Genomic DNA, 23,289 nt, shown 5'->3' with positions numbered 1-23,289 from the left:
GGTGCCCAAAAGCGGACTGCCTGTCCGCCACAGCAATATTGCGCGCTTAGCTCCGAGCGAGGGTCAGGGCTACCAACTTGCCGTCATCAGACAGGACAAACAACAGGTCGCCATCCACCAGCATGGGGATACGAATCGAATCGTTATCCACCTCTTCGCGGCCGATAAACTGACCGGAACTGGGGTCAAGCACATGCAGGTAACCTTCCAAGTCACCGACAATCACAACATCCTGGAAATAAGCCGGGCCACTCAGTTCGCGGCGCAGTAATTCATTGTTACTCCAGGCGATCTGGCCAGCGCCCACATTGTAAGCGTATACACTGCCCGAGGCGCCGCTCAGGTACACATGCCCTCCACCAACAGCCACTGAGTGGTTGGTAGAGGCATCACGCGCCCAAAGGCCACGACCGTTTTCCTTGGATAAAGCGACAACACGACCCTGGTAGCTGGCGGCAAACACCAGATCACCGCGCACTACCGGCGACCCGTCGATATCCACAACCCGCTCCAATTCAGCAGAACCCTGCGGAATGGCAACGCGCTGTTCCCAGCGGGTGATACCGTCGCGGGCGTCCAGGGCAACCAATTTGCCATTATCGAGACCGGCAATTACCAGACCGCCGCTAATCACGGGGGCCGCGGTGCCGCGGAGAGTCAGTACCGGCAAGGTGGTGGTTTGGCTCCACAACTCTTCACCGCTGCTGGCATCCAGGCCCACCAACTTACCGTCTACGGTTTGCAGGACCACAACACTGGATCCTATTGCCGGAGCGGAGACCACTTCACCAGAGACTTGATAGGTCCACAGTTGAGCGCCATTTCGCAAGTCCAGGGCCACCGCACGGCCGCGGTAGTCAACAACTACAGCGATACCCAATCCAACACCGACACCACCGCTCAATTCAATATCCAGATCGGTTTCCCACTGGGGCCTACCGCTGCTGCGATCAAAAGCGGTCACTTCACCGTCGCTGCTGGCGGCAATCAGTTTACCGTCAGCCAGACCCGGCTGCAGCATGGCGTAACGCTTCTCATCGATGCTGCCCACATCCGCCGACCAGACTTCGCGCAGCTGAACACTAGGCGCAAAATCGACCAGGTCTACCGGATCGACATCCTCTTTACTCTCGTTGGAGGCGCAGGCACCCAGAGCTACCGCTAGGGCAACCGCTGCGGTGCGCCCCACAGCGCGATTGAGAAATCCCATTATTCGCCTCCCTCAGGTGCTGGTTCACTTGGTTTCTGCTCTTCGCCAGAGGCCACTGCTAGGCTCTCAACTTTGAGTTGTAGCAGCTGGGTACTGCCCGCCTGCTCTGGTAACAGCTCGGTTAAAGCCTTTTCGTAGGCGCTGCGCGCGCCGGCGTCATCGCCTTTCTGTCGGAGAATATCACCGCGCGTCTCGGAATAGAGGGCGGCAAAGGCCGGGGGCACACTGCCCTCAATCAGCTTCAAAGCTTCATCTGGTTTGCCGCGCGCGGCAATCACCGTGGCCAGGCGGCGCTTGGCCAACAGCTTCATGGCATCTTCTTTGGTGTTGTCGAGCACCCACTGCAAGTGAGTCTGCGCGACTTCCAAGTCATTCTTGTCGACGGCAATTGCGGCCAGGCGCAGAGAGGCCTGACTAGCGTAGATACGGCTGCCGTACTCGTTTTTCAGCTGCTCGGCGAGTGACTTCGCAGTAGTCAGCTGTTTGTTGTCTGGCTGGTTGTCATTAGCGGATACCGCCTGGATAAAACCTTGGTAAAGGTCCGAGGCCGCCTCAGACTTGGAGCGCTGGTCACCCTGCCACCATTGATAACCAAAGTAGCCGGCCAGAGCCAGGACTATGCCGGTAAGAATGCCCCTGCCGTTTTCCGCCCACCAGCGCTTCAGCGTTTCTATTTGTTCTTGTTCGGTAAGATGCTCAGACATTGGGTAAATCGCCTTTCCTGTGGTTTCTAACTATCCTGGCGGGGGCCACCGCCACCCTGAGTATTTGAATCAGCCCTGCAGCAATGCCGCAAGTTCCGTGAGCGCGAGAGTCTGTTGCTGTTGCTGTTGCTCGGAGCGCAGATATTTCACTGTAATCTGACCATTTGCAGCCTCATCCTCGCCGATAATCAGTGCGTAATCGGCACCGCTTTTATCCGCTTTCTTCATTTGGCTCTTAAAGCTCCCACCTCCGCAGTGCGCCTGTAGACGCAACCATGGTAGCTCGTCGCGCAATTGTTCGGCGGCAGCCAAGGCGGCTGATTGTACATCACCCACCGCCACCAGGTAGGCATCTACTTGCTGCGCCAGACTCTCCGGTAGTACTTCAAGGGTTTCCAACATCAATACCAGGCGCTCGGCACCTAGACCAAAGCCAACTGCTGGAGTGGGCTTCCCACCCATCTGTTCTACCAAACCATCGTAGCGGCCGCCGGCACAGACAGTGCCCTGGGCACCGAGACTGTCGGTTACCCATTCAAAAACGGTTTTACCGTAGTAATCGAGACCGCGCACCAGTTTGGGGTTGATCTCGTATTTCACCCCTGCTGCATCCAGTAGCTCGCGCAACTGGGCAAAGTGGGCGGCAGATTCCTCATCGAGGAAATCCAATAGACAGGGCGCCTCGGCGAGCAGTTCCTGGGTTTGCGTATTTTTACTGTCGAGAATACGCAAGGGATTGCGCTCCAGGCGGCGCTGGCTGTCCTCGTCCAGCTGCTCGCGGCGCTCGCTGAGGTAGGCCACCAGGGCCTCACGATAGGCTGCGCGGCTGTCGGAGTTGCCCAGGGAGTTCAACTGCAGGGTGACGTGTTCACCGATACCCAGTTGACGCCACAGCCGCGCGGTCATAATCAGAATTTCTGCGTCGATATCCGGCCCTTCGATGCCGAACACTTCCACTCCAAACTGGTGGAACTGGCGCAGACGGCCTTTCTGTGGGCGCTCATAGCGGAACATGGGGCCGAAATACCACAGGCGCTGGGGCTGAATCAGCAGGTTGTTTTGGATCGCTGCGCGCACGGTGCCTGCGGTGCCCTCTGGGCGCAGGGTAACGCTGTCTCCACTCTTGTCCTCGAAGGTGTACATTTCCTTTTCGACAATATCGGTAGCCTCGCCCACGGCGCGGCTGAACAGCTGGGTTGCCTCCAGAGTGGGCGTACGGATTTCACTGTAGCCGTAGCGGGCAAAGAGTTCACTGAGGGTGGCTTCCACATATTGCCAAACCGGGGACTGTTCCGGCAGCAGGTCGTTCATGCCGCGAATTGCGCGAAGTTGTTTCAACGCTGTTCCTTAAATTTCTAATTACTTAAATCAACGAATAGGGCAGTGCAATAGACGTGCCCGCTACGCTTTGGCGATGATATCTGCCTCGCGCTCAGCCTTGGCAGCGGCCTTTTCGCGAATTAGGCGTTCCAAATCATCCACTAAATTCTCATTTTTGAATTTGCGGTCTGGCTGGCCGTCCACATAAATCGCGTGGCTCGGTGTACCGCCGGTGAGGCCAATATCCGCCTCCTTCGCTTCGCCCGGGCCATTGACGATACAGCCGATCACCGCCACATCCAACGGCGTGGTGACATCTTCAAGGCGCGTCTCCAGCTCGTTCATGGTTTTTACCACATCGAAGTTCTGGCGTGAGCAGCTGGGACAAGCGATAAAATTGATCCCCTTGCTGCGCAGGCGCAAGCTCTTCAGAAGATCCCAACCTACTTTCACCTCTTCCACCGGGTCTGCCGCCAGGGATACCCGCAGGGTATCGCCAATACCGTCGAGCAACAGGGCGCCGAGGCCAATTGCGGATTTCACCGTACCGGCTCGCAGGCCGCCGGCCTCTGTAATACCCAGGTGCAAGGGCTGCTCAATTTGCTGGGCCAGTTTGCGATAGGCAGCGGTAGCCATAAAGATGTCCGAGGCTTTCACGCTCACCTTGAAGTCCTGAAAATTCAGGCTATCAAGAATCTCAACATGGCGCAGTGCGGACTCCACCAGTGCATCTGGCGTGGGCTCACCGTATTTTTTTTGCAGGTCTTTTTCCAGAGAGCCCGCGTTTACACCGATACGAATCGGGATATTCAGATCGCGGGCCTTGTCCACCACCGCACGAATACGCTTCTCACGGCCGATATTACCGGGGTTGATGCGCAGGCAATCCACCCCCAGGTCGGCCACTCGCAGAGCAATGCGATAGTCGAAGTGAATATCCGCCACCAGCGGAACATTCACCTGCTTTTTAATTTCCCCGAAAGCCTCAGCGGCCTCCATGCTGGGCACTGAGACCCGCACGATATCCGCACCGGCATTTTCCAGACGCTGGATCTGGCCCACAGTGGCGGCCACATCACAGGTTTCGGTATTGGTCATGCTCTGCACCGAGATCGGCGCATCGCCACCGACTGGTACATTACCCACCATGATCTGGCGCGACTTGCGGCGGACAATGGGAGATTCAAATTGCATAGGGCTGACCTGGCAGTATTGCTGCTAAAAATTCGAGGGGGAGATTATAGAGAGATTGGGCGCAAACCTACAGAGTTCGCGCCCAAACGGCGGAGATCCTTTAATTGCCCACAATCAGGCGGCGGGTGCGGCGATTGCCAATGGGGTCGCTTTCAATCGTTTGCTCGCGATAAACCACCTTGGTTGCACGGGCATTACCGAGCATCACTTCGAAGGGCGCGCGCCCATTCAGGTTCTTGGAACTGCCGGCTTGCTGAACACCGGCGAGCAGTACAACACCCTCGGCATCCTTTACTTCAACCCAGGAATCCTCGTCGAAACTGAGACGCAGCGCTCCTTGCAACTGTTCATCCAGCTGCGCAACGGTTGCGGGTAGCTGGGCGGTAGCGTCTTCAGCTTGCACGCTGACCTGGGGTTCAGTAAGCGCATTATGTTCGGGAGTTTGAGCCTCCTCCGCGACTGCTTCCCCAGCGGGCTCTAGTTGTTGCGCCGGTGCCTCAGCAACCTGCGACTGGGTTGAACCAGGCTCCGCCAATGCTATTTCATTGATATTTACGGATGGCTCAGCAACGGATAGCTCAGCAGTTTCGGCAGGGGCTGCATTTTGCTCTACTGAGTTCTGCAGACCGGGAATATTTACCGGGCCAACATAGAGCCACCAAAATACAGCGCCCGCCACCACAAATGGTAGGAGAGCCAACAGACCATAGCCGTGTTTGCGCGCCGGGCGCAGGGCGTCGGCTTTCATCTCGATACGCCGCGATTCTTTGCGCACCTGCTGTTTTGGACGTGTGGCATCGTAGGCGGTAAGCACAGGAGCGGAGTCAATGCTCAGCTCCCGGCAAATATTGCGAATATAACCCCGCGCATAAACCGCTTCCGGCTGGCGCTCGTAAAGGTCTTCTTCTAACCACTCCACCGTATTGTCGATAATACACAAGCGCCGGGACAACTCCTCGCGAGACAGCCCGGCCGCCTCGCGCGCAGAGTGCAGTAGCGCACCGGGAGAAGCCTGTGTACTGGATTCGATTTGGCCGCTGTCGCGGTGCACGGAGTTACTATCCGTCATTACCACTCAACTCCTGATATTTCAGTGTTTCCGCAGAGTACGGGTACAGATTTTTTAGCGCAAGAGCATAACTCAGCTCCTTGTCGCGGTTGCCAAACACCTTCTCAATACGTATCCCCAACCATAGGGATTGGGGTGTCTGGCGGTTATTCTCACTGTAACGATCAAGGTACTGTTTGGCCGCAGAATAGTCGCCGGCCTCATATTTAAGCTCCGCCAACTCCAGTAGCGCTACCGGCAGATTGCTGTTGAGAGCGAGCGCACGCGTGTAGGCCCGTTCTGCCTCATCTGCTAAGCCCAGGCGATTAGCAGTACGGCCATAGTTAACCAGGGCAAAGAAACGGCGGTTATAAGTCAGGTCACTGGAGGCGTGACGAAATTGCTCTAAAGCATCCTCATAGCGCTCCTGCTGGTAAAGGAACACACCATAGTTTGTGCGCGCCATGGAGAAATTGTCGCTGTAGCGCAGGGCCTTTTTGAAATGGGACTCGGCCACCTTCAATTCGCCATCGGCCTGATACAGCAGAGCCAGGCCATGGTGGGCCATAGGATTCTTCTTGCCCAGCTCCAGCGCCTTGTTGAAGTGGCGGCGAGCCAGCTCGCGGTTCTCTCCACTCTGCAGATAGCGAATACCCAGTTGAACATGGGTTTCCAAAGCCTTCTCCAGATTGACCTCCTGGCGCTCTGGCAAACCAGTGGTTACACACCCCCCCAGTAACACAGTGAGAATCAGGCCTAAGAACCGCAGGCCAAAAGAATTTGCAGACACGACATCACCTGTACATTTATTTTTCATCTATCCATCAAGCGGGATCGCAGTGATTAATCACTATCGATCAAGCACCAGGGCGGGGGCAAAGTAAAAAAATAGTGGTGTGCCCACTGTGATGGCAGAGCAATCCCCAAGATAACCTGTCTGCAATGCCTCTTCCGATACTGGACCCGGACGCTGATCCTGCCTCCCGACTCATATAGTGCCGCAAAGCACCGTGAGTTTCAGCTGTGTACCCCTAATTAATTCCAATTGACCCGGCGATATCTCTCTCTGATAACAAAATAAAATCGGGGCAGTGCGGAACCCGAACAAAAGTCAGAAAATTTCGTTAATACCGGTAATAAAACCACCACTAGAGCTCCTTACCGGAGCTATCCCTCGCATCCAGCTGTTTGCCATCAGGACCCCCGTCGCGGGTAGGGATCAGGGCGCGAACGGAATTTGAAGAGGTGTTGGCCGCATCCGGGTCGGTCAGGGTCTCAAGAAAACGTACGACCAGGTCGATCTCGGCATCGCTGAGATTATTACCAGCATCACCACCAGTGGTCGCAAGGATTGCCTGAGAGAGCGCAAGGCCATTGGGCGCCACCTTACTGGCACAATCTGTTAACCCAGAAAATTGTGACAAGTCGCACATTTCGCTATTGGTGTAATACTGGTTAACCGATGCCGCACGGTCGCGATAGTGTTCGACATTTCTGCGTAGCGTCGCAAATTGACCACTGTGCCCCCAAGGGCCAGTGAGCGCGACATTCAGTAGTGTTGGGGGACGGAAGGCACCAGCACCGTTCGCCCCCAGATCCGCGCCACTGCCATTCTCATCGGTACCTATACCAATTTGTGGATAATTCGCAGGCCGTGGCCCTTCAGTAGTAAAAAATGCACCCGCATGGCAATTAGTACAGCCGGAATTCCCTGACATAAAAGTAATGGCACCGCGCTTCTCATCATTATCGAGCGAATTCAAGTCGCCATCTACATAGTCGAAGAAAGGGTTGTCGATAAAGAGCTGCACCGCTTCAAAAGCGGCTATAGCCTGCGCAATACGGCTGAAAGTAATCTCGTCGTCACCAAAAGCTGCGTTAAATAACCCACTCCAGGATTCCCGTCCCACATTGGCCGCCACTATATCTTCGCGGTAATCGGTGGTGCCGCTATCACTACTCGCATCGTAACCAAATTGAGTAACGTCACCCATTTCCGCAGGATTGGTTACGGGAAAATGCGCCTGCGCCATCATCAGGGCCAGGGTGCCAGTACCCACCGCCGCTTCGGTATTGAAGCTGACATCCCGTGAGTCGGTGCGGATACCGCGATCGGTAAGTGCCACCCGGTTATCCCAAAAGAGCCCACTACTCCACAATGCCACATTACATATCGGCTGGGCGTTTCTGGGTACTATGGGTACCTCATTGATACCGTCAGAGCGGCCTGGGCCAACCAATGCAGGATCTAATGGATTCACACCCACGGGCATAGAGAGATTGTCACCGCCACAGCCGATAGCAGCGTGGTGACAGGAGGCACAGGCTACATCGCCATTGGCACTGAGGGATTGACTGTAGAACAAGCGCATACCCAGCTCGACCATGGCTGGGTCTTGTTCACTTCGCACCCTGGCAGCAAAAGCGCGCATATCTTGCAGATGCCCAGCCATGTTGTTCGATTCCAGCATGGCCGCCAGGCAGGTATCCAGATCTTCATCTAATAAATTCAATGCACTGCGAACATTTTTACATTCACTAATGTTCACAAGGCGCTCGAGGACCGGTACCGCAACCGCACCATTATTAAGGCCGCTATTCGTATTATTGATTAGTGTTTTCACATTGACCCGGGCCGTTTCACTTTCGATGTTCACATCGCCACTGGTCACTGAGTAGCTGTACTCGGTATTTATCGAAAGACCCTGGTCAACATAAAAATGATTATCTGTCTCGGCAATTTTTTCTCCGCCACGATAGATAGCATAGGTTGCCCCATCGCGCCGCCAGGAAAGGCCGATACTCGTTCCTGAAAAAGCATTGGCGATCAAGGCCTTCGGCGCATTGCCTTGCCCGGTCTCTGTGCCATTGCCTGCATCATCGTCATTATCTGTAGCGCCACCAATGCCCGTATTACCACCACCGGAGTTTGTATCGGTATTTCCCCCAGCGTCGGTGTCAGCTTCCACCGTTTCCGAGCCAGAGCTGTCATCGCCACCGGATGAACCGGAGCTGCAGCCCACTGCCAACAAAACAAGCGGCAGTAGCACTAATCGCAACAGTGCTGCGCATGATATCGGCAAATTATTGCTCTGGGTTTTCATAAATACAGCTCGACTCCGCCACTGAAAAATCGTTTTGAACAGCACTGGACAGACAATGGAGCTACTAGTGCCCCGCACGGCACCAAAAGCTAATATTTTCGGAACTATCCAATGTTTTTAAAGGTAGTTTTTTGGGGAGCAGAAAGAGTTGCCTGCCCTCACAATACTTTTCATGAAACCGAACTTTTTTGCCAATTTCACGGTATACCGAGGTAGTGACCCTAAAGCTTTTACTTGGCTAATTCTGTTGAGAGAGTCGCAAAGCACTGATGCTGGTACAGTGATATTGAATACTGTGAATTGTCTCTGGGTTTAAAGAAATAGAGAAAACGGTATTGAGAAGGCTACTAGCTAAGTTTGCCCATACTGCGACCCAGCCTAAAAAATTAATTGCACAAATCGCAAAGATAGGCATAGAGGGTATAAAAACTATACCCTCTATACTTTTGACTTTTTTCTAACTATTCACTTGGCTATAAAACAAGATAAACAGGGAATTACAAACTCTCCCCATTCCGGTTTCTAGCATCCAGCTGTTTGCCATCCGGACCACCGTCTCTGGGAGGAATCAAAAATTGAATCTCATTAGAGCTACTATTGGCGGCGGCTGGGTCAGTGAGAGTGCCCAGAAAAATGACAACAAGGTCGATCTCATCATCAGTCAGGCGGTTGACACCACCACCATCATTCCCTGCAAGAATATCCTGAGACAGAACCAAACCATTAGGCGCTACTTTACTGGGACAATCCTGTAAATCTTTAAACTGTTCAAGATCACACATTTCATTATTGGCAAAGTAACTGGCAATTGAGACACCCTGATCCCTGTAATGCTCGACATTTCTACGCAAGCTGCCAAACTGCCCGCTATGTCCCCAGGGGCCGGTAATCGCCACATTTAACAGAGTTGGGGCTCGGAATGCTCCAAAACCCAAAGACCCCTCACCACCCAAATCAGCTCCACTGCCACTCTCATCAGTACCAATTCCAATCTGCGGATAGTTGGCAGCCATCAGCGCCTCGGAAGTAAAGAAGGCCCCCTTATGGCAGAAAGTACAGCCAGAATCTCTCGACATGAACGTGATAGCACCACGCTTCTCTTCAGCGCTAAGCGCTTGTAAATTGCCCTCGACATAGGCAAAAAATGAATTATCTATAAATATCTGCACCGCCTCATAAGCTGCAATAGCCTGGGCAATACGGCTAAAGTTAATCTCAGGATCACCAAAAGCGGATGCAAATAGCGGCCCCCAAGCTTCGATATCCAGATTCGCCGCCAATATATCTTCGCGGTATGCAGTAAAGTTTTCATCGACAGAATCATCGTAGCCAAAGTCGACGATATCCCCCATCTCAGGTGGTGCTGTAACAGGGAAGTGTGCCTGTGCCATCAGTAGTGCCAGGGAACCAGAACCTACCGCGGAGGAAGTATTTCGGGTAACGTCCGTTGAATCTGTGCGCAGCACACCATTAGGACTCAATGAAACCCGGTTGTCCCAAAACAGGCCACGAGACCAGAGCGAAGTGTTGCAGGTCGCTGGTGAATTCCTCGGCACTATCGGCACTTCATTAATACCGTCAGAGCGCCCCGGCCCTAGCAACGTACTATCTACCGCATTAATGCCAACCGGCATTGATAGATCATCCCCACCACAGCCAATCGCCGGGTGGTGACAAGAGGAGCAGGAAGCATCTTGATTGGCACTCAGGGATTTATTGTGGAACAGGCGCATACCCAGCTCGACCATGGCTGGTTCCTGCTCGCTGCGAACACGCGCGGCAAAAGCACGTATATCCTCAACAAGAGAGGCCATGCGATTGAGCTCAAGCATGGCTGCCAGGCAGTTATCAAGATCTTCCTCGAGTAAATCCAGGGCGCTGGAGACATTTTTACACTCGGCAAAAGTGGCTATACGCTCGTTTAAGACATCGTCTTCTGTGCCGTTATTTAGCCCAGTATTCGTGTCATTTCCCAATGTCTTAACAACAATCTGATCGGCCTCAGAGGCGCTGGCAGTATCGAGCGTATTTAGCAAGTAGCTGTACTCAGTCGCTACCGTGAGGTTTTTATCGACAAAAAAGTTATTACTGGTTTGCGCGACTCTTTCACCATTGCGATAAACAAAATAGGTCTCACCATCCCGCTCCCAAGCAAGGCCAATGCTGGTCCCGGAAAAGGCATGGCCAATCAATTTACCGGGCCCACTACCCCGCTCAGATTGCGGATCGGGGTCTGGGCCTGGGCCTGGGCCTGAGTCTGAGTCTGAGTCTGAGTCTGAGTCTGAGTCTGAGTCTGAGTCTGAGTCACCCTCTACAGTATTCGGTGTCGAAGTATCATCATCACCTCCAGATGATCCTGAACTGCAAGCTGCCAAGAATATACAGAGTATTAAAAATAAATATCGCAGTAGGACATTGGCAGACACCTTAAAATCCAATTTCTCAGTACGCATAAAATTTAACAGTCCTTTCCATCCACTTTCGTAAAGTTCTGGACTGTTAACGCAGTATCCTGGGATTTGGTTGACACCAATAAAAGGGAGATCAGAAAAAAATTGAGAGGCTTTAAAGCAGTTACGACCCTAAGGCCTACAGAAATGATAGGGCAAGCCCGGATCTCTGCTAGCAAGTGGCTATGCAAATCATCCAGGCTGGATTGGGTGATCAGCCGACTATACGGACGGGGCGTTCGGCGTTGCGGTAGCGCTCGGAGCGGCGGGTGCGGTCGTTAACACTGCCGGCCAGCTGGCCACAGGCTGCATCGATATCGTCGCCGCGGGTAGTACGCACGGTAACCGTATAACCCTTATCAAGCAATATCTGCTGGAAGCGACGCAGAGCATTGTTGCTCACACGCTGGTAGTCGGACAGCTCAAACGGGTTAAAGGGAATCAGGTTAATTTTCACCGGAATCTCTTTCAGCAGCTCCGCCAATTGCTCAGCGTGCTCCGGGCGGTCGTTAACCTCGCGCATCAGCGTGTATTCAATGGTCATTTTACGGTGCGTATCCGGCATACGCTCGATATAGCGCTTAGCGGAATCCAACAACACCGCAATGGGGTATTTCTTATTGATCGGCACCAACTCGTTACGCAATTCGTCGTTGGGAGCGTGCAGGGAAATCGCCAGGCTCACATCGGTCACATCGGCTAGGCGGTCCAGTGCGGGCACGACACCGGAAGTTGACAGGGTGACGCGACGCTTGGAAATACCGTAGGCATTGTCTTCCATCATCAGGTTCATGGAATCGACCACATTGTCGAAATTGAGCAATGGCTCACCCATGCCCATCATCACCACGTTGGTGACTTTGCGCGGTCCTTTCGGGTCCAGCTGGCCGAAAGACTTACAGGCGATCCACACCTGCCCGATAATTTCTGCCGCGGTTAAATCGCGGTTAAAGCCCTGCTTGCCAGTTGCACAGAAACTGCAATCCAGGGAACAGCCCACCTGCGAGGAGACACACAGAGTGCCGCGATCGCCATCGGGGATATAAACCGTCTCGATAGCATTGCCACCGGAGACTTTAATTAGCCACTTGCGTGTGCCGTCGGCAGAATCCCACTGATTCAATACTTCCGGGGCACGGACTTCGGCCACTTCCGCCAGCTTTTGACGCAGGGCCTTGCTGACATTGGTCATCTCAGCAAAATCATCAACCCCATTCTGGTGAATCCACTTTAAAACCTGAACTGCGCGGAAGCGCTTCTCGCCCAATGATTCAAAAAAGGCGGCCAGCTTTTCTACTGAAAGGCCGAGCAGGTTGGTTTTCTCTGTGGTCATTCATTTCACCTCGGGGGAAGAATTGCACCGGTCCGGACAGACCGGTGCGATTTGTGGCGCTAATTAAGCGCGCGCGCAGATTTCGTCGTCGGCGAAGAAGTAGCTTACTTCGCGGGCGGCGGACTCTGCGGAGTCGGAACCGTGTACAGCGTTGGCGTCGATGCTGTCAGCGAAGTCAGCGCGGATGGTGCCAGCAGCCGCTTCTTTCGGGTTGGTAGCGCCCATCAGATCGCGGTTTGCCAGGATAGCGTTCTCGCCTTCCAGAACCTGTACAACAACCGGACCGGAAGTCATGAAGTCAACCAGGTCTTTGAAGAAAGGACGCTCTTTGTGCTCAGCGTAGAAACCTTCAGCCTTTTCACGGGACAGTTGAACCATTTTCATGGCAACGATGCTCAGGCCAGCTTTCTCAAAACGGCTCTCGATTTCACCGATTACATTCTTGGCTACTGCGTCCGGCTTGATGATGGAAAGGGTACGCTCCAGGGCCATGGTTATCTCCAAATTGATTTTTTGTAACTTAACTTACATATAGAAAGAGCAACCTACACAGTTGCTCTTCCCTAGTATTCCTTTCATACCCACCGGGGGTACTCAATTTTTGATCACCGCATTTCGCGGCCGGCGGATTATACGGGGTATTGATCGACTTTTGTACTCCAATACCAATACCCCCTTAAACCCATTCTGACTACTCGCGTTCCTCAATCCAGGCGGCCTGAATAGCCTCCAGAATCTTTTCACCACAACGGCCCGGCTCGTCATCAAACTCAGGTAACGCCATCACCCAGTTGCGCAAGTCGACAAAATTGACCGTGAGCGGGTCCACATCTTCATGGGCTTCGCAGAGCTCAATAGCGATATCGTGAATATCGGTCCACTTCATTGTTTTGGCTTCCTCACTACCCGCGGTACTCAGTGCTTTTCCGATACCTGGTTGATGGTGTATTTGGGAATTTCCACCACCAGATCTTCATCTTCAACGATCGCCTGACAAGACAGGCGCGACTCGGGCTCCAGGCCCCAAGCCTTGTCCAGCAGGTCTTCTTCCAGCTCATCGGGCTCCTCCAGGGAGTAGAAGCCTTCGCGCACAATCACATGGCAGGTAGTACAGGCACAGGCCTTCTCGCAGGCGTGCTCGATCTCGATATCGTTGGCCAGTGCCGCATCGATTACACTGACACCGCTCTCCGCTTCCACCACTTTACCTTCAGGGCACATTTCCGGGTGGGGTAAAAATACTATCTTCGGCATGGGTACTGACTCTCTATGGTCTCAATCCGACGGGGGCAAGCCCCGGCCGCAAGTTGTGCGGGCTAGGCGCCCACCGCTTATTTATCAAATTCATCCAGGCTGTGGCCGCGCATGGCGCGCTTGATAGAAGCATCCATACGTTTGGCCGCAAAGGGCTCTGACAGCTGGTTAAGGGTCTCCATACGCTGACGAATCTCATCGGCATCGCCCCCGTTATGGGCCAAGCGCAGAGCTTCCATTGCATGCTCCAACTCACTCAGCTCATGCTCTTCCAGCAGCTCGGCACCGTTTTCACGCAGGGCCATCAGCAAGCTCTCTAAAGTCCGCTCCGCCTCAACCTGCGCCTCGCGCAAAGCACGCAGGGCAATATCCTCGGCGGCGTGGGTATAGGATTCCTGCAGCATGCGCGCTATGTCCTTATCCTCCAGGCCGTAGGAAGGCTTCACTACGATATCTGCACTAACACCACTGCTCTTCTCCATGGCAGTCACCGATAGCAGGCCATCCGCATCCACCTGGAAGGTCACGCGAATATGAGCGGCACCCGCCACCATTGGAGGAATTCCGCGCAATTCGAAACGTGCCAGCGAGCGGCAGTCGCTAACCAGCTCTCGCTCACCCTGCACCACATGAACCGCCATGGCGGTCTGACCATCTTTGAAAGTGGTGAATTCCTGAGCTTTAGACACCGGAATGGTGGTATTGCGCGCAATCAACTTCTCGGTGAGTCCACCCATGGTCTCAATACCCAGAGACAACGGGATTACATCCAGCAGCAGCAGGTCGTCGTCGGATTTATTGCCCACCAACACATCGGCCTGCAGGGCGGCGCCAATGGCTACCACTTGATCCGGGTCGATTTCCGCATGGGGCGCACGGCCAAAATAGTCTTCGACCCGCTCACGCACCCGCAAAGTCCGAGTGGAACCACCCACCAGGACCACTTCCTGTACTTCATCCACACCGATATCGGCATCGCGCAGGGCGCGTTTACAGGCGCGCAGGGTCTTGTCGATCATGGGGTCCAGTAACGAGGCCATGGTCGCCCGGTCGAGCACGCCACGCCAGTCCCCATGGTGTATTTCTACCTGCTCGGCACCACTCAGGGACTCCTTAGCAGCGCAGGCACTATCCAGTAACAACCGCTGAGTCGACGCATCCAGATCGGTGCCCAAACCCGCCTGCTCGGCAATCCAGGCCGCAATAATGCGATCAAAGTCATCGCCACCCAAAGCCGTATCACCACCGGTGGCCATTACCTCAAAAACACCGCGGGACAGTCGCAGGATTGAAATATCAAAGGTGCCGCCGCCCAGGTCATAGACAGCGATCACGCCCTCTTCCCCCCGATCGAGGCCATAGGCTACCGCCGCGGCAGTCGGCTCATTGAGCAGGCGCAGCACCTTCAGGCCGGCCAGCTTGGCCGCGTCCTTGGTCGCCTGGCGCTGGGCATCATCAAAATAGGCCGGCACGGTAATCACTGCGCCGTCGAGCTCGCCATCCACTTTGCCGTAGAGTGCATCGCGGCCACGCTGGGCCAGCTTCTTAAGGATTTCCGCAGACACCTGCACCGGGTTGACCGGGCCGGCGGCAGTTTCAATAGTGGGCATGCCGCCATCGGTATCGGAAAAATGATAGGGCAGCTGCTCGCCCAGGCTTTTTACATCGGCGACCCCACGACCCATCAAGCGCTTGATCGACAACATGGTGTTGTAGGGATCAGCAGCAGCACGCAGACGCGCCTCGCTACCAACGGTAATACCGTCGCGGCTGTAGTGCACCGCCGAGGGCAGGATGACACTGCCATCCTCTGCCGCAATGGCCTCTGCCGAGCCGCTGCGCACCGTGGCCACCAGTGAGTTGGTGGTGCCCAAGTCGATGCCCACCGCGTATTTGCGCTGATGGGGGTCGGGACTCTGTCCCGGCTCGGAAATCTGCAGTAATGCCATTACTTATCTCTTCTATCAGCGGGATTGATCGCGTTGGCACCGCCTGTGCCTGATCCCGGTTTATTTTCTGGTAGCGCTTGTTTAATCGCCGAACAGATCAGCTTCCAGCTCTTCCACTTGCGACTGCAGCTTGACCAGGAATTGCTGCTTGCGCAGGGCGTCTTCTGCTTCGCTAAACTTGCCCACGGCATAGGTCTCAGCAAATTGCCGCTGCGCACCGCGGTAGAGGCCATCCACCTCTTCGGCGAGTTCCTCCAGGGCAACAGTGGGATTTGCTTGCTCGCGCACTTCCTCCAGGCGCTCGCGCAGCACCATCTGCTGCATCAGGAACTCTGTATCGGCGGTAGTCTGCTCAGGTGGCACTTCCACCCCAGCCAACTTGAGCAGGTAAGCAGCGCGTTGCACCGGATCGCGAAGTACCGTGTGGGCTTCATTGATCTGCGCAGCCATTTGAATAGCGAGCAACTGTTCGCGCTCGGATTTGGAAGCGTATTTATCCGGGTGGAATTCCCGCTGCAATTCCCGATAGCGTGCGGACAGAGCACTGCGATCGAGTTCAAAGGCGGGGTCAAGCCCGAATATTTCAAAATGGGTCAGGTTGGTTGCCATCTCAGTTCACCTGCCGGCACTGGGCCTTAAAAACTGGGCGGCGGCGCCCCACCCGGCAACTGCCGGGCCAATAAAAAGGCCGGCATGCGCAGTGCATCCGGCCTCGCTGAAGCGGGCCACGCTCAGACGTGGAAACTCTCGCCGCAGCCACACTCGTTTTTGACGTTGGGATTGGTGAAGGTGAAGCCTTCGTTGAGCCCTTCCTTAACGAAGTCGAGCTGGGTACCATCCAGGTAAACCAAACTCTTGGGGTCTACGATCAGCTTTACTCCATCCTGCTCGAATACCACGTCTTCGGCCTCTGCCGAATCGACAAACTCCAGTACATAGGCAAGGCCTGAACACCCGGCGGTCTTAACACCCACACGAATGCCGATTCCCTTACCGCGCTTGGCCAGCTGACTCTTGATATGAGCCTCAGCGGCCTCGGTCATAGTAATAGCCAAAACAATACCTTCACTGCTATTGGGCCCTGGGCCCGGTGGTTAACCTGCGGCGGATTCCGGCGCGTCAGCGGCTTCGGCAGACTCACCGCGCTTTTCACGGATGTTGCGTACAGCGGCCTTGATTGCATCTTCGGCCAGCACGGAACAGTGAATTTTCACCGGTGGCAGCGCCAGTTCCTCGGCGATAGCGGTATTTTTGATCTGCTCCGCCTCATCGATCGTCTTCCCCTTCACCCACTCGGTGAGCAGGGAGCTGGAGGCGATAGCGGAACCGCAACCGTAGGTTTTGAACTTGGCGTCTTCAATCACACCCGCGTCGTTCACCTGGATCTGCAAGCGCATCACATCACCACAAGCGGGCGCACCCACCATACCGGTGCCTACATTGTCCGCCTTGTCGTCCATGCGCCCGACATTGCGGGGGTGTTCGTAGTGGTCAATTACTTTATCGCTATAGGCCATGACTTTTCTCCTAACTCTTGTGCGCGCTTAGTGAGCGGCCCATTCAATCTTGTTCAGGTCCACACCGTCTTTGTACATATCCCAAAGCGGCGACAATTCACGCAGTTTCTCCACTGCCTTGCGCACGGCGGCCGCGGCGGTGTCCACGTCCTGCTCGCTGGTGAAACGGCCGAAGCTGAAACGCAGGGAGCTGTGCGCCAGCTCATCGTTTACACCCAGGGCGCGCAGCACGTAGCTGGGCTCGAGACTGGCGGAGGTACAGGCGGAACCGGAGGAAATTGCCAGGTCGCGCAGGGACATAATCAGGCTCTCGCCCTCTACAAAGGCAAAGCTCACGTTCAAGTTGCCCGGTACACGCTGTTCGGCGGAACCATTGATATGGACTTCTTCCATATCTTTGATCTGATCCCAGAAGCGGTTGCGCAGGGAAACCAGACGCTCGCCCTCTTGCACCATTTCCTCTTTGGCGATGCGGAAGGCTTCACCCATACCGACAATCTGGTGAGTCGGCAGAGTGCCGGAACGCATACCGCGCTCGTGGCCGCCACCGTGTATCTGCGCTTCCAGACGGACGCGGGGTTTGCGGCGTACATACAGTGCGCCGATACCTTTGGGGCCGTAGATTTTGTGGGCGGAGAAGGACATCAGATCGACCTTCATCTCCTGCAGGTCGATAGGCAGTTTGCCTGCGCTTTGCGCCGCGTCCACATGGAAAATAATTTTGCGCGAGCGACACAGCTCACCGATCGCGGCGATATCGTTAATTACACCGATTTCGTTGTTCACGTGCATCAGGCTTACCAGAATGGTGTCCTCACGCAGCGCTTCCTCAACCTGTTGCGGGGTCACAATGCCGTCTTCACGGGGGTTCAGATAGGTTACTTCGAAGCCTTCACGCTCCAGCTGGCGACAGGTGTCTAGTACCGCCTTGTGCTCAATTTTGGAGGTGATGATGTGCTTGCCGCGGCCCTGATAGAAGTGCGCCGCACCTTTGATCGCCAGGTTATCGGACTCGGTGGCACCACTGGTCCAGACGATCTCGCGGGGGTCAGCATTAATCAGCTCAGCCACCTGACGACGGGCATTTTCCACCGCCTCTTCGGCTTTCCAGCCGTACAGGTGGGACCTTGAAGCCGGGTTACCGAAGTTGCCTTCCATCGTCAGCTGCTCTGCCATCTTTGCAGCGACACGCGGGTCAACCGGACAGGTAGCTGAATAATCCAGGTAGATGGGAAGCTTCATAGTCATACCGTTTCCGCTCAATAATTCTCAAATATTCCGCTTTGGCCACAGTTGTGACCGATATTTACAAGCCACCGAGTACGGCGACCCGCTCTTCCGGCGCTTCGCGCATATCCTGGCGGCGTGCCACTTCCTGTACCTCGGCGCGAGACACCAAGTTGGCCAGGCTGATTCCGCTCAGGAAACCGTGAATCTGATCACTCAGGTCTGACCAGAGGTAATGGGTCAGACACTGTTCGCCATTGGCGCAATCGGCGTTGCCGCCACAGCTGGTGGCATCCACCGATTCATTGACTGCATCAATGATCTGAGCCACAAAAATCTCTTCGCCATCGCGGGCTAGACGATAACCACCGCCGGGGCCGCGCACACTGGACACCAGTCCGGATTGCCGCAGGCGGGAAAATAACTGTTCCAGATAGGACAGGGAGATGCCCTGCCGTTTGGAAATATCTGCCAAGCTGATCGGCCCACGCTCTGCATGCAACGCCAGATCCAGCATGGCGGTTACCGCATAGCGGCCTTTGGTTGTTAAACGCATACCAGCTCCCAACTGATGAACAGCCCTTTTCCGATCGGGGCGCGAGTATGAAATAACCCAGCACCTTAGTCAAGTATATAACCAAGCAAAGTACTCGGGTACTCAACTAGTCTGGACGCCCCTTGCCACCAGAGCGGTGAATATAGTTCTGGATGGAGGTGAGCATGCCACGCAGGATACCCAGCTCCATATCATCCGGGCGCACACGGCTGTACAGCCTGCGCAGTCGGGTCATAGTCTGGCGAGGGTTATCCGGATCGATAAAACCCAGTTCACCTAAAGCTTGCTGGAGGTGCTCAAAATAGAGCTCCATATCGCTGGCTTTGGACGGCGGGCGATCCCAGTCTGCATAACTTACAGGCTCGCCTTTCTCTGCTTCCAGCGCCGCCATTCGCACCTCATAAGAAAGCACCTGTACGGCGGTCGCCAGGTTTAGAGAGCTGTACTCGGGGTTGGCCGGAATATGCACATGGTAATTGCACGCCTGAAGCTCTTCATTGGTCAGGCCGCGGTCTTCGCGACCAAACACCAGCGCCACCGGGTGGCTGGAGGCCTCGGCCACTGCGCGCTCACCGCACTGGCGTGGTGTCAGCAGAGGCCAGGGAATCCGTCGCTCGCGGGCACTGGTAGCCACCACCAGGCCGCAATCTGCCACCGCCTCTTCCAGAGTGTCCACTACTACTGCACTGTCGAGCAGCTCGGCCGCACCGGCGGCGCGCCACACGGCATTGGCCGCAGGGAATTCCCGCGGCGCAACCAGATAGAGCTGGCTCAGGCCCATATTCTTCAGGGCGCGCGCCGCACCGCCAATATTTCCTGGGTGGGCACTGTTAACCAGAACCACGCGCACATTGTCGAGCGCATTGAGCGGAGTCGTGTCTAAAGGGGACTTGGCCATACTGAAAGTAATAATTCGGTGTCATGGGGGCGCGCGAGTGTAGCAAAAAGGAGCGGGAATCCATACAATCGCGTCCGCTGCGGTTAACCCGCGGTCTGCTTTTTAACCACTTCAACCACTTAGTGCGGAATAGTTATGGAACCCATGCTAAATATTGCCCTGCGCGCGGCGCGCAAGGCCGGAGAATTGATCGAACGGGCCTGGGAGCGCGGCGACCTGATGAAATTCGAGGAAAAGGCGCGCAACGATTTCGTCACCGAAGTGGACAAGGCCAGCGAACAGGAGATTATTTATCACCTGCGCAAAGCCTATCCCAAGCACAGCATCCGCGCTGAAGAGAGCGGCCTGATCGAAGGCGCCGAGCCCGACTACGAGTGGATTATCGACCCTCTCGATGGCACCACCAACTTTATCCACGGCGTACCCCAGTTTGCGGTATCTATCGCCTGCCGCTACCGCGGCCGCATTGAGCACGCGGTGGTACTCGACCCGATTAAGCGCGAAGAATTCACCGCGAGCCGCGGTCGCGGCGCGGCCCTTAACGGCCGTCGCATCCGCGTTTCCCCCCGCCAGGGCCTGCGCGGCGCTCTAATTGGCACCGGCCTACCCTTCAATGGCCCCGCTCTGGAAAACATCGACCCCTACCTGGGCGCTTTGAAAGAGATCGCCGGGCAGACCGCCGGCATCCGCCGCCCCGGCGCCGCCGCACTGGACCTGGCCTATGTAGCGGCCGGGCGCTTCGACGGGTTCTGGGAGATGTATCTGAATACCTGGGATATCGCTGCAGGCTCGCTACTGGTCAAAGAGGCCGGCGGTTTAATCAGCGACTTCCGCGGTGGAGAGGACTACCTGGAATCCGGCAATCTGGTCTGTGCCACCCCCAAAGTCTTCAAGCCGCTGGTGCAGATCGTCGGTAAGCACCTGGGCTCCGTGCGCTAAGCTTTATTCGCTCACTGGCCCGGCGACTGCCGGGCCAGCTGTTACGGTGCCGCTAAACTGGCCGACCCGCCCGTCCAAGGGTTTCCGCCAGCACGCGCGACAACTGCATAAAGTCAAACTCTGCCGGCAGTGCCGGATAGTTCTCCCCACTGGGTTTTTCACCAACCAGTACAAAGCGCATGGCTCTGGTGGCGATATCCTCCTGCAAAATAGAGATTAGGTCCGCAGCGGACATGCCCGGCACCTCACTGTGAAACAAAAGTACATCGGGACGCTGCGTTCGCGCGATAAAAATTGCCTCCACCACATCGGTGGCAATCAGGCACTGAACCTGGGGACTCTCCTTCAGCATTTCCTTTAGCTGGTCGGCCGCAGCAGGGCGGTTATCCACAAGTAACACGCGCCCCTCCGGCAACTGCGGAGGCTCCTGTGGATGAGCGGAAAAGCTCATAAGGGCATCGGGCGCATCGATCATAGGGAATTCGATCCAGAAAACTGAGCCCTGCCCCTCCTGACTATCAAAGTCGATTCGCCCACCCATAGCCTCGGTGAGCCGCTTGGCAATTGCCAGACCCACGCCGGTCCCCTCTATATGGCCCTTTTCCTCCCCCAAACGATTAAAGGGCTCGAACACCTCGCTGCGCCGATCCGGAGAAATGCCCTTACCGGTATCGAGAATACTCAAGCGCAGCCAACCCTCTGCCTGGGGAGTAAAATTAATAATGACCCTGCCGTTATCCCGGTTGTATTTCACTGCATTGCCGGCGAGGTTTAGAACCACTTGCTTGTAACGTACCGGATCAGCGCAGATATAGGCGGATTCCCAGCCGAGAGGCTCGTAGACCAGACTGACCCGGCGGGTCTCCGCCAGAGGTTCCAGCAGGCGCTTACATTCGGCCACTAATTCCACCGGGCGCACCGATTCCATTGAAGGGCCGAGCCGCCGACTGTCGATACGGGCGAGCTCCAGTACATCTCCCACCAGGTGCAATAGGTGTTGACCCGCTCGTCGAATCTCACCCAGCCGCTGGCGTTGGTCGGAGTTCAAGCTCTGATCCAATTCCACCATTTGGCTGTATCCCAGAATGGCGTTGAGAGGGGTCCGTAGCTCGTGGCTCAGGCTGAATAAAAGATCGGCTCGATGAGCATTTTCCTCGCGCTGCTGGTGCAACTCCCGTTCCAGCCGCGCCTGGCTCTCACGTCCAGCGCTAACATCCTGCAAAACCCCGAACACCCTCACCGGTTGACCGCGGCTGTCCAGTTGGGCCTTGCCGCGACAGCGAACCCAAACCAAGCTGCCATCGGAGCGCCACAGGCGGAATTCCACATCCAGGGGCAGCCGGTCGCGCACATGGTCCAACATGGATTGTTCCACCCTGGCTATATCCTCGGTGAGAATACGCGCTTTCCATTGCTCCGCAGCAGAGCGCCCAATACTGCGAATCGGGCTCACCTCGTAGCCAAGAATCCCCCAACAGGCGTCATCGAGTACCATTTCATCGGCGCGTAAATCCCATTCCCACAAACCATCTCCCACCCCGGACAATGCCTGCAGCGGTCGCTCACTGGGTAGATTGGTCAGATAGCGCTGCGAAAGTGCCTCGCTATAATCGGCACAAGTGCCAATCGCGATCACCTCGCTGCCATCAGCACTGGTGGTAGCCCGGCCACAAAAGCGCAGCCAGCGCATTTGTCCGGAGATGTCGTAGGCACGAAAAGCGATGTCGAAGTAGCCACCCTCGCTGGCGATCCTTTTGCGTAACGCAAAAATGCGGTGACGCTCATCAGAATGCACCGGGTGCAACTCGGCGCCAGACCACAGCCCCTGAAGGGCGCGATCAGCACTATCGGCAAACAAATGCCAGATATCTCCCTGAGCGCGCTGGGCGCCACTATTTAGGTGCCACTCCCATAGGCCGCAATCCACATCCATCATCAGCCCCTGCAGGCGACCGGTTTGGTGTGTGAGCTCCAGTACATCCAGAGAGTGCAACTCCTCTGGAGTTGCCAGCAGGAAAGGGAGATGGGGCGGAACGGGGTTCTGAAATTCGGACACGCTTAACTCGATTCGTTGGCATTGCTGGCAAAAAAAAGGGGCATTTATACCTAGGCGCGAAAAGGGCGTCTATTTACCAAGCATTAGTGCCAATCAGAATTCCACACAGAGTCACAAAAATAAAATTTTTTTCGAGCGGGAGCGCTTGGAAAGAGCGATAGAAGAATAAAAAAGGCCCCGCAGAGCGGGGCCATAATCAGCGATGATGAGAGAAAACGGGAAGTTCCTCATTGGAAACGGTTTGCCATAACCCCATGCAAACTCCCCGAAGTACGGGTCATGCGTCCCGTACGTTTCTAATACTGCAATCGGTATGCCAACTTTCTCGTAGGATTTTGCGGTGACCGACCTCTTTATCTTCTGCCGACCAAGTAATATGAACCAACAAGTGCCAAAAAACCTAAATATCGCACCAAAAAGAGGCGCAATCTGCCAAAGACAGCAACCAGCAGAGGTCTGATGCAAAAAATGCCTCTGAGGAATTCTGTGCGTCACTAGATTGGATGATCCACAAATATCCCTTAGGTAGA

The 23,289-nt window shown here is 55.3% G+C and carries 21 protein-coding genes; 1 reads left to right on the top strand and 20 read right to left on the bottom strand.

Annotated features, from left to right (window positions below):
• Positions 1 to 46: 46 nt before the first annotated feature.
• The 19 genes from bamB to trmJ form a co-directional block, all read right to left on the bottom strand.
• Positions 47 to 1,210: an outer membrane protein assembly factor BamB gene (bamB, locus tag ACJJH9_RS03625; RefSeq protein WP_444924343.1), complete on the bottom strand. Its 1,164-nt coding sequence runs from the start codon at positions 1,208 to 1,210 to the stop codon at positions 47 to 49.
• Entirely contained in the window at positions 1,210 to 1,914 is a 705-nt protein-coding gene (locus ACJJH9_RS03620) for a YfgM family protein (protein WP_444924342.1), read from the bottom strand. Before ACJJH9_RS03620 ends, bamB begins: the two co-directional genes overlap by 1 nt.
• A 69-nt stretch (positions 1,915 to 1,983) precedes the next feature.
• Positions 1,984 to 3,252, bottom strand: a complete 1,269-nt coding sequence (hisS, locus tag ACJJH9_RS03615) for a histidine--tRNA ligase (RefSeq protein ID WP_444924341.1) — start codon at positions 3,250 to 3,252, stop codon at positions 1,984 to 1,986.
• A 63-nt stretch (positions 3,253 to 3,315) separates the two neighbouring features.
• Entirely contained in the window at positions 3,316 to 4,428 is a 1,113-nt protein-coding gene (gene ispG / locus ACJJH9_RS03610) for a flavodoxin-dependent (E)-4-hydroxy-3-methylbut-2-enyl-diphosphate synthase (protein ID WP_252084817.1), read from the bottom strand.
• 100 nt (positions 4,429 to 4,528) lie between these two features.
• Entirely contained in the window at positions 4,529 to 5,497 is a 969-nt protein-coding gene (locus ACJJH9_RS03605) for a RodZ domain-containing protein (RefSeq protein WP_444924340.1), read from the bottom strand.
• Positions 5,487 to 6,266 carry a type IV pilus biogenesis/stability protein PilW gene (gene pilW / locus ACJJH9_RS03600; RefSeq protein ID WP_444885869.1) on the bottom strand — a complete coding sequence of 260 codons (780 nt, stop codon included), beginning with the start codon at positions 6,264 to 6,266 and terminating at the stop codon, positions 5,487 to 5,489. Before pilW ends, ACJJH9_RS03605 begins: the two co-directional genes overlap by 11 nt.
• Positions 6,267 to 6,624: 358 nt before the next feature.
• Complete coding sequence (locus ACJJH9_RS03595; protein ID WP_444924339.1) at positions 6,625 to 8,559, bottom strand: cytochrome-c peroxidase; 1,935 nt, start codon at positions 8,557 to 8,559, stop codon at positions 6,625 to 6,627.
• A 518-nt stretch (positions 8,560 to 9,077) separates the two neighbouring features.
• Positions 9,078 to 11,033, bottom strand: a complete 1,956-nt coding sequence (locus ACJJH9_RS03590; protein WP_444924338.1) for a cytochrome-c peroxidase — start codon at positions 11,031 to 11,033, stop codon at positions 9,078 to 9,080.
• Positions 11,034 to 11,244: 211 nt separating this feature from the next.
• Positions 11,245 to 12,363: a dual-specificity RNA methyltransferase RlmN gene (rlmN, locus tag ACJJH9_RS03585; protein WP_252084812.1), complete on the bottom strand. Its 1,119-nt coding sequence runs from the start codon at positions 12,361 to 12,363 to the stop codon at positions 11,245 to 11,247.
• Between the two features lie 63 nt (positions 12,364 to 12,426).
• Positions 12,427 to 12,855, bottom strand: coding sequence for a nucleoside-diphosphate kinase (ndk, locus tag ACJJH9_RS03580; protein WP_108731991.1), 429 nt, complete (start codon positions 12,853 to 12,855; stop codon positions 12,427 to 12,429).
• Between the two features lie 199 nt (positions 12,856 to 13,054).
• Complete coding sequence (gene iscX, locus ACJJH9_RS03575) at positions 13,055 to 13,249, bottom strand: Fe-S cluster assembly protein IscX (protein WP_444885872.1); 195 nt, start codon at positions 13,247 to 13,249, stop codon at positions 13,055 to 13,057.
• A 29-nt stretch (positions 13,250 to 13,278) separates the two neighbouring features.
• Positions 13,279 to 13,617 (bottom strand): ISC system 2Fe-2S type ferredoxin, encoded by a 339-nt coding sequence (gene fdx / locus ACJJH9_RS03570; RefSeq protein WP_152451921.1) that lies wholly within the window; start codon positions 13,615 to 13,617, stop codon positions 13,279 to 13,281.
• A 77-nt stretch (positions 13,618 to 13,694) separates the two neighbouring features.
• Positions 13,695 to 15,566, bottom strand: coding sequence for a Fe-S protein assembly chaperone HscA (gene hscA / locus ACJJH9_RS03565; protein ID WP_444924337.1), 1,872 nt, complete (start codon positions 15,564 to 15,566; stop codon positions 13,695 to 13,697).
• Positions 15,567 to 15,647: 81 nt separating this feature from the next.
• Complete coding sequence (hscB, locus tag ACJJH9_RS03560) at positions 15,648 to 16,175, bottom strand: Fe-S protein assembly co-chaperone HscB (RefSeq protein WP_444898918.1); 528 nt, start codon at positions 16,173 to 16,175, stop codon at positions 15,648 to 15,650.
• Positions 16,176 to 16,297: 122 nt separating this feature from the next.
• Entirely contained in the window at positions 16,298 to 16,609 is a 312-nt protein-coding gene (gene iscA, locus ACJJH9_RS03555; RefSeq protein WP_435583629.1) for an iron-sulfur cluster assembly protein IscA, read from the bottom strand.
• Between the two features lie 51 nt (positions 16,610 to 16,660).
• Positions 16,661 to 17,083 carry a Fe-S cluster assembly scaffold IscU gene (gene iscU, locus ACJJH9_RS03550; RefSeq protein WP_252084807.1) on the bottom strand — a complete coding sequence of 141 codons (423 nt, stop codon included), beginning with the start codon at positions 17,081 to 17,083 and terminating at the stop codon, positions 16,661 to 16,663.
• 27 nt (positions 17,084 to 17,110) lie between these two features.
• Positions 17,111 to 18,325 carry an IscS subfamily cysteine desulfurase gene (locus ACJJH9_RS03545; RefSeq protein ID WP_252085971.1) on the bottom strand — a complete coding sequence of 405 codons (1,215 nt, stop codon included), beginning with the start codon at positions 18,323 to 18,325 and terminating at the stop codon, positions 17,111 to 17,113.
• 64 nt (positions 18,326 to 18,389) lie between these two features.
• Entirely contained in the window at positions 18,390 to 18,866 is a 477-nt protein-coding gene (gene iscR, locus ACJJH9_RS03540) for a Fe-S cluster assembly transcriptional regulator IscR (protein WP_252084806.1), read from the bottom strand.
• Positions 18,867 to 18,972: 106 nt separating this feature from the next.
• Positions 18,973 to 19,764, bottom strand: a complete 792-nt coding sequence (trmJ, locus tag ACJJH9_RS03535; RefSeq protein ID WP_444924336.1) for a tRNA (cytosine(32)/uridine(32)-2'-O)-methyltransferase TrmJ — start codon at positions 19,762 to 19,764, stop codon at positions 18,973 to 18,975.
• 135 nt (positions 19,765 to 19,899) lie between these two features.
• Between trmJ and ACJJH9_RS03530 the strand changes: the two genes are divergently transcribed.
• Positions 19,900 to 20,703 carry an inositol monophosphatase family protein gene (locus tag ACJJH9_RS03530; RefSeq protein WP_252084804.1) on the top strand — a complete coding sequence of 268 codons (804 nt, stop codon included), beginning with the start codon at positions 19,900 to 19,902 and terminating at the stop codon, positions 20,701 to 20,703.
• 52 nt (positions 20,704 to 20,755) lie between these two features.
• On the opposite strand, the gene ACJJH9_RS03525 is transcribed toward ACJJH9_RS03530, so the two are convergent.
• Positions 20,756 to 22,759: a hybrid sensor histidine kinase/response regulator gene (locus ACJJH9_RS03525; protein ID WP_444924335.1), complete on the bottom strand. Its 2,004-nt coding sequence runs from the start codon at positions 22,757 to 22,759 to the stop codon at positions 20,756 to 20,758.
• Between the last annotated feature and the right edge of the window lie 530 nt (positions 22,760 to 23,289).

The sequence above is a fragment of the Microbulbifer mixtoriginis (SeqCode) genome (assembly GCF_052466715.1).
This window is presented reverse-complemented; position numbering and strand designations above follow the sequence as displayed.

What these genes read in the sequence shown, in the direction of transcription:
- ACJJH9_RS03545 (WP_252085971.1), bottom strand. Translation starts at nt 18,325, where the DNA reads ATGAAGCTTCCCATCTACCTGGATTATTCAGCTACCTGTCCGGTTGAC.
- ACJJH9_RS03605 (WP_444924340.1), bottom strand. Translation starts at nt 5,497, where the DNA reads ATGACGGATAGTAACTCCGTGCACCGCGACAGCGGCCAAATCGAATCC.
- ndk (WP_108731991.1), bottom strand. Translation starts at nt 12,855, where the DNA reads ATGGCCCTGGAGCGTACCCTTTCCATCATCAAGCCGGACGCAGTAGCC.
- iscR (WP_252084806.1), bottom strand. Translation starts at nt 18,866, where the DNA reads ATGCGTTTAACAACCAAAGGCCGCTATGCGGTAACCGCCATGCTGGAT.
- ispG (WP_252084817.1), bottom strand. Translation starts at nt 4,428, where the DNA reads ATGCAATTTGAATCTCCCATTGTCCGCCGCAAGTCGCGCCAGATCATG.
- fdx (WP_152451921.1), bottom strand. Translation starts at nt 13,617, where the DNA reads ATGCCGAAGATAGTATTTTTACCCCACCCGGAAATGTGCCCTGAAGGT.
- iscU (WP_252084807.1), bottom strand. Translation starts at nt 17,083, where the DNA reads ATGGCCTATAGCGATAAAGTAATTGACCACTACGAACACCCCCGCAAT.
- trmJ (WP_444924336.1), bottom strand. Translation starts at nt 19,764, where the DNA reads ATGGCCAAGTCCCCTTTAGACACGACTCCGCTCAATGCGCTCGACAAT.
- hscA (WP_444924337.1), bottom strand. Translation starts at nt 15,566, where the DNA reads ATGGCATTACTGCAGATTTCCGAGCCGGGACAGAGTCCCGACCCCCAT.
- ACJJH9_RS03620 (WP_444924342.1), bottom strand. Translation starts at nt 1,914, where the DNA reads ATGTCTGAGCATCTTACCGAACAAGAACAAATAGAAACGCTGAAGCGC.
- bamB (WP_444924343.1), bottom strand. Translation starts at nt 1,210, where the DNA reads ATGGGATTTCTCAATCGCGCTGTGGGGCGCACCGCAGCGGTTGCCCTA.
- ACJJH9_RS03530 (WP_252084804.1), top strand. Translation starts at nt 19,900, where the DNA reads ATGGAACCCATGCTAAATATTGCCCTGCGCGCGGCGCGCAAGGCCGGA.
- rlmN (WP_252084812.1), bottom strand. Translation starts at nt 12,363, where the DNA reads ATGACCACAGAGAAAACCAACCTGCTCGGCCTTTCAGTAGAAAAGCTG.
- iscA (WP_435583629.1), bottom strand. Translation starts at nt 16,609, where the DNA reads ATGACCGAGGCCGCTGAGGCTCATATCAAGAGTCAGCTGGCCAAGCGC.
- iscX (WP_444885872.1), bottom strand. Translation starts at nt 13,249, where the DNA reads ATGAAGTGGACCGATATTCACGATATCGCTATTGAGCTCTGCGAAGCC.
- hscB (WP_444898918.1), bottom strand. Translation starts at nt 16,175, where the DNA reads ATGGCAACCAACCTGACCCATTTTGAAATATTCGGGCTTGACCCCGCC.
- ACJJH9_RS03590 (WP_444924338.1), bottom strand. Translation starts at nt 11,033, where the DNA reads ATGCGTACTGAGAAATTGGATTTTAAGGTGTCTGCCAATGTCCTACTG.